General features: G+C 49.8%; 6 tRNA genes and 3 rRNA genes. All 9 read right to left on the minus strand.

Annotated features, from left to right (window positions below):
* Positions 1 to 78: 78 nt before the first annotated feature.
* Positions 79 to 152: transfer RNA gene (locus AC1EK1_RS08225), tRNA-Pro, on the minus strand.
* 40 nt (positions 153 to 192) lie between these two features.
* A tRNA-Gly gene (locus tag AC1EK1_RS08230) sits at positions 193 to 267 on the minus strand.
* 11 nt (positions 268 to 278) lie between these two features.
* Positions 279 to 351 (minus strand) — tRNA-Thr (locus AC1EK1_RS08235).
* A 1-nt stretch (position 352) separates the two neighbouring features.
* Positions 353 to 437 (minus strand) — tRNA-Leu (locus tag AC1EK1_RS08240).
* Positions 438 to 456: 19 nt separating this feature from the next.
* Positions 457 to 529, minus strand: a tRNA-Lys gene (locus AC1EK1_RS08245).
* Between the two features lie 2 nt (positions 530 to 531).
* A tRNA-Val gene (locus tag AC1EK1_RS08250) sits at positions 532 to 604 on the minus strand.
* Positions 605 to 609: 5 nt separating this feature from the next.
* Positions 610 to 726, minus strand: a 5S ribosomal RNA gene (rrf, locus tag AC1EK1_RS08255).
* A gap of 60 nt (positions 727 to 786) precedes the next feature.
* Positions 787 to 3,692, minus strand: a 23S ribosomal RNA gene (locus tag AC1EK1_RS08260).
* Between the two features lie 220 nt (positions 3,693 to 3,912).
* Positions 3,913 to 5,422: ribosomal RNA gene (locus tag AC1EK1_RS08265) — 16S ribosomal RNA — on the minus strand; the annotation flags it as partial.

Raw genomic sequence — 5,422 nt, forward strand, 5'->3', positions numbered from 1 at the left:
GATATTTCATGAACATTATATACAAAAAAGTTCGTCTTTCTAGCTTAAGACGAACTTTTTAATAAAAATAATATTCAATCGGGATGACAGGATTTGAACCTGCGACTTCTACGTCCCGAACGTAGCGCTCTACCAAGCTGAGCCACATCCCGAATATCAAAAAAGACTCACACTTCGGTGAGTCTTTTATACTGGAGCGGAAGACGGGATTCGAACCCGCGACCCCCACCATGGCAAGGTGATGTTCTACCACTGAACTACTTCCGCAAAAATATGAATGCCGATTATACGATTTGAACGTACGACCCCCTGTTTACAAGACAGATGCTCTACCAACTGAGCTAAATCGGCATGGTACGGGTGGTGGGACTTGAACCCACACGTCCGAAAACACTAGAACCTAAATCTAGCGCGTCTGCCAATTCCGCCACACCCGCTTGAGTTTTTCTGGGCCAATGAGTCGTGGCAGGCTCGAACTGCCGACCCTCTGATTAAAAGTCAGATGCTCTACCAACTGAGCTAACGACTCAATGGAGGATACAGGGCTCGAACCTGTGACCTCCTGCTTGTAAGGCAGATGCTCTCCCAGCTGAGCTAATCCTCCATTTAGCACGGCGACTGCCTACCCTCGCAGGCAGTTTCCCACCAACTACTCTCGGCGTTAAGAAGCTTAACTTCTGTGTTCGGCATGGGAACAGGTGTATCCTTCTTGCCATCGCCACCGTACTCTTTCTGAGCTTTTACACTCAAAACTGAATATAATCTTCCGCTCTAAACCTTTGAGCTTTGGTCAAGTGCTCGACTGATTAGTACTAGTCCGCTCCACATATCGCTATGCTTCCACTCCTAGCCTATCTACCTCATCGTCTTTAAGGTGTCTTACTGCTTACGCATCGGAAATCTCATCTTGAGGGGGGCTTCGCACTTAGATGCTTTCAGCGCTTATCCCTTCCATACATAGCTACCCAGCGATGCCTTTGGCAAGACAACTGGTACACCAGCGGTATGTCCATCCCGGTCCTCTCGTACTAAGGACAGCTCCTCTCAAATTTCCTACGCCCACGACGGATAGGGACCGAACTGTCTCACGACGTTCTGAACCCAGCTCGCGTGCCGCTTTAATGGGCGAACAGCCCAACCCTTGGGACCGACTTCAGCCCCAGGATGCGACGAGCCGACATCGAGGTGCCAAACCTCCCCGTCGATGTGAACTCTTGGGGGAGATAAGCCTGTTATCCCCAGGGTAGCTTTTATCCGTTGAGTGATGGCCTTTCCATGCAGTACCACCAGATCACTAAGCCCGACTTTCGTCCCTGCTCGACTTGTAGGTCTCGCAGTCAAGCTCCCTTATACCTTTACACTCTGCGAATGATTTCCAACCATTCTGAGGGAACCTTTGGGCGCCTCCGTTACATTTTAGGAGGCGACCGCCCCAGTCAAACTGCCCACCTGACACTGTCCTCCAGAACGCTCAGCTCTGCGAGTTAGAGGATCCATCAAACAAGGGTAGTATCCCAACATTGCCTCCAGTAAGACTAGCGTCCTACTTTCTCTGGCTCCTACCTATCCTGTACATGTTTAACAAATACTCAATATCAAGCTACAGTAAAGCTCCATGGGGTCTTTCCGTCCTGTCGCGGGTAACCCGCATCTTCACGGGTATTATAATTTCACCGAGTCTCTCGTTGAGACAGTGCCCAAATCATTACACCTTTCGTGCAGGTCGGAACTTACCCGACAAGGAATTTCGCTACCTTAGGACCGTTATAGTTACGGCCGCCGTTTACTGGGGCTTCAATTCAAACCTTCGCTTGCGCTAAGCTCTCCTCTTAACCTTCCAGCACCGGGCAGGTGTCAGCACCTATACGTCATCTTACGATTTTGCAGATACCTGTGTTTTTGATAAACAGTTGTTTGGGCCTATTCACTGCGGCTGATCTTTTACCATCAGCACCCCTTCTCCCGAAGTTACGGGGTCATTTTGCCGAGTTCCTTAACGAGAGTTCTCTCGCTCACCTGAGTGTTCTCCACTCGACTACCTGTGTCGGTTTGCGGTACGGGTAAAATTGCTCTGGCTAGAAGCTTTTCTTGGCAGTGTGACATCATGACCTTCGCTACTTTAATTTCGCTCCGCATCACAGCTTGATTTCTTTAGACAAGCATTTGACTCATCTTTTTTCTTACTGCTTGCACATGTTTTTCCAGCAACATGCGTCATTAGCCTCCTGCGTCCCTCCTTTGCTCTTATCGAACAATTTCAGTACAGGAATCTCTACCTGTTGTCCATCGGCTACGCCTCTCGGCCTTACCTTAGGTCCCGACTTACCCTGGGCGGACGAGCCTGCCCCAGGAAACCTTAGTCTTTCGGCGGATAGGATTCTCACCTATCTTTCGCTACTCATACCGGCATTCTCACTTCTAAGCGCTCCATTAGTCCTCTCGATCTAACTTCGCCGCACTTAGAACGCTCTCCTACCACGCATATCCTTTGATATGCATCCACAGTTTCGGTACTATGCTTAGCCCCGGTACATTTTCGGCGCAGCGTCACTCGACTAGTGAGCTATTACGCACTCTTTAAATGGTGGCTGCTTCTAAGCCAACATCCTAGTTGTCTACGCAACTCCACATCCTTTTCCACTTAGCATAGATTTGGGGACCTTAACTGGTGATCTGGGCTGTTTCCCTTTCGACTACGGATCTTATCACTCGCAGTCTGACTCCCGTGCATTGATATCTGGCATTCGGAGTTTATCTGGATTCAGTAACCCCTGACGGGCCCCTAGTCCAAACAGCGCTCTACCTCCATTATCATTCACACGAGGCTAGCCCTAAAGCTATTTCGGAGAGAACCAGCTATCTCCAAGTTCGTTTGGAATTTCACCGCTACCCACAACTCATCCCCGCGATTTTTAACTCACGTGGGTTCGGTCCTCCAGCGTGTTTTACCACGCCTTCAACCTGGTCATGGGTAGGTCACTTGGTTTCGGGTCTACGTCATGATACTCTCTCGCCCTCTTCAGACTCGCTTTCGCTCCGGCTCCGTCTTTTCTGACTTAACCTTGCACCATAACGTAACTCGCCGGTTCATTCTACAAAAGGCACGCCATTACACTTTAATGTGCTTTGACTACTTGTAGGCACACGGTTTCAGGTTCTCTTTCACTCCCCTTCCGGGGTTCTTTTCACCTTTCCCTCACGGTACTGGTTCACTATCGGTCACTAGTTAGTATTTAGCCTTGCGAGATGGTCCTCGCGGTTTCAATCGGGATTCCTCGTGTCCCGACCTACTCAGGATCCTGCTAAGTCTCTCTGCAATTTCGCTTACGGGGCTCTCACCCTCTCTGGCTTATCTTTCCAGATAATTCTGCTATCGCTTCAAGTACTTTATTGCAGTCCTACTACCCCAACTGGCAAGCCAGCTGGTTTGGGCTCTTTCCTGTTCGCTCGCCGCTACTTGGGAAATCGATTTTTCTTTCTCTTCCTGCAGCTACTTAGATGTTTCAGTTCACTGCGTCTTCCTTCAACAGCCTTAACAGCTCTTGATAATACCTCCCGGTATTGGGTTCCCCCATTCGGATATCTCCGGATCATTGCTTACTTACTGCTCCCCGAAGCCTTTCGTGGTTCGTCACGTCCTTCATCGGCTTCTAGTGCCTAGGCATTCACCATGCGCCCTTTTCTACTTGACCTATTTCAAGTTGAGTTTCTCTCTCTTCTCGGTCGCTCTTCAATCTGTTTTTTCGATTGTCTCGGTTTTTTGCTTTAGATTATATTCAGTTTTCAATGTACTAGCTCTCTGAGGTATTACCCTCAAAACTAAACAAAGTTTCTCAGTGTGCTTCCGCTTGGCTTTCTCGATGACTTCTCTTTAGTGCTCTCGCACTCTCCATCATCTTTCGCCTTCCTTAGAAAGGAGGTGATCCAGCCGCAGGTTCTCCTACGGCTACCTTGTTACGACTTCACCCTAATCATCTGTCCTACCTTAGACGGCTGACTCCTATAAAGGTTATCCCACCGGCTTTGGGTGTTACAGACTCTCATGGTGTGACGGGCGGTGTGTACAAGGCCCGGGAACGTATTCACCGCGGCGTGCTGATCCGCGATTACTAGCGATTCCAGCTTCGTGTAGGCGAGTTGCAGCCTACAGTCCGAACTGAGAACGGCTTTCAGAGATCCGCTTGCCTTCGCAGGTTCGCTTCTCGTTGTACCGTCCATTGTAGCACGTGTGTAGCCCAGGTCATAAGGGGCATGATGATTTGACGTCATCCCCACCTTCCTCCGGTTTGTCACCGGCAGTCTCACTAGAGTGCCCAACTTAATGATGGCAACTAATAACAAGGGTTGCGCTCGTTGCGGGACTTAACCCAACATCTCACGACACGAGCTGACGACAGCCATGCACCACCTGTCTCAGCGTCCCCGAAGGGAACACCTAATCTCTTAGGTTTGCACTGGATGTCAAGACCTGGTAAGGTTCTTCGCGTTGCTTCGAATTAAACCACATGCTCCACCGCTTGTGCGGGCCCCCGTCAATTCCTTTGAGTTTCAACCTTGCGGTCGTACTCCCCAGGCGGAGTGCTTAATGCGTTAGCTGCAGCACTGAGAGGCGGAAACCTCCCAACACTTAGCACTCATCGTTTACGGCATGGACTACCAGGGTATCTAATCCTGTTCGCTACCCATGCTTTCGAGCCTCAGCGTCAGTTGCAGACCAGAGAGCCGCCTTCGCCACTGGTGTTCTTCCATATATCTACGCATTCCACCGCTACACATGGAGTTCCACTCTCCTCTTCTGCACTCAAGTTCAACAGTTTCTGATGCAATTCTCCGGTTGAGCCGAAGGCTTTCACATCAGACTTATTGAACCGCCTGCACTCGCTTTACGCCCAATAAATCCGGACAACGCTTGCCACCTACGTATTACCGCGGCTGCTGGCACGTAGTTAGCCGTGACTTTCTAAGTAATTACCGTCAAATAAAGGCCAGTTACTACCTCTATCTTTCTTCACTACCAACAGAGCTTTACGAGCCGAAACCCTTCTTCACTCACGCGGCGTTGCTCCATCAGACTTGCGTCCATTGTGGAAGATTCCCTACTGCTGCCTCCCGTAGGAGTTTGGGCCGTGTCTCAGTCCCAATGTGGCCGATCAGTCTCTCAACTCGGCTATGCATCATTGCCTTGGTAAGCCGTTACCTTACCAACTAGCTAATGCACCGCAGGTCCATCCAAGAGTGATAGCAGAACCATCTTTTAAACTCTAGACATGCGTCTAGTGTTGTTATCCGGTATTAGCATCTGTTTCCAGGTGTTATCCCAGTCTCTTGGGCAGGTTACCCACGTGTTACTCACCCGTCCGCCGCTCGCTTGTATCTAGTTTCATTTGGTGCAAGCACCAAATTCATCTAGGCAAGCTCGCTC

This window comes from Porphyromonas sp. C0026D3, assembly GCF_056590775.1.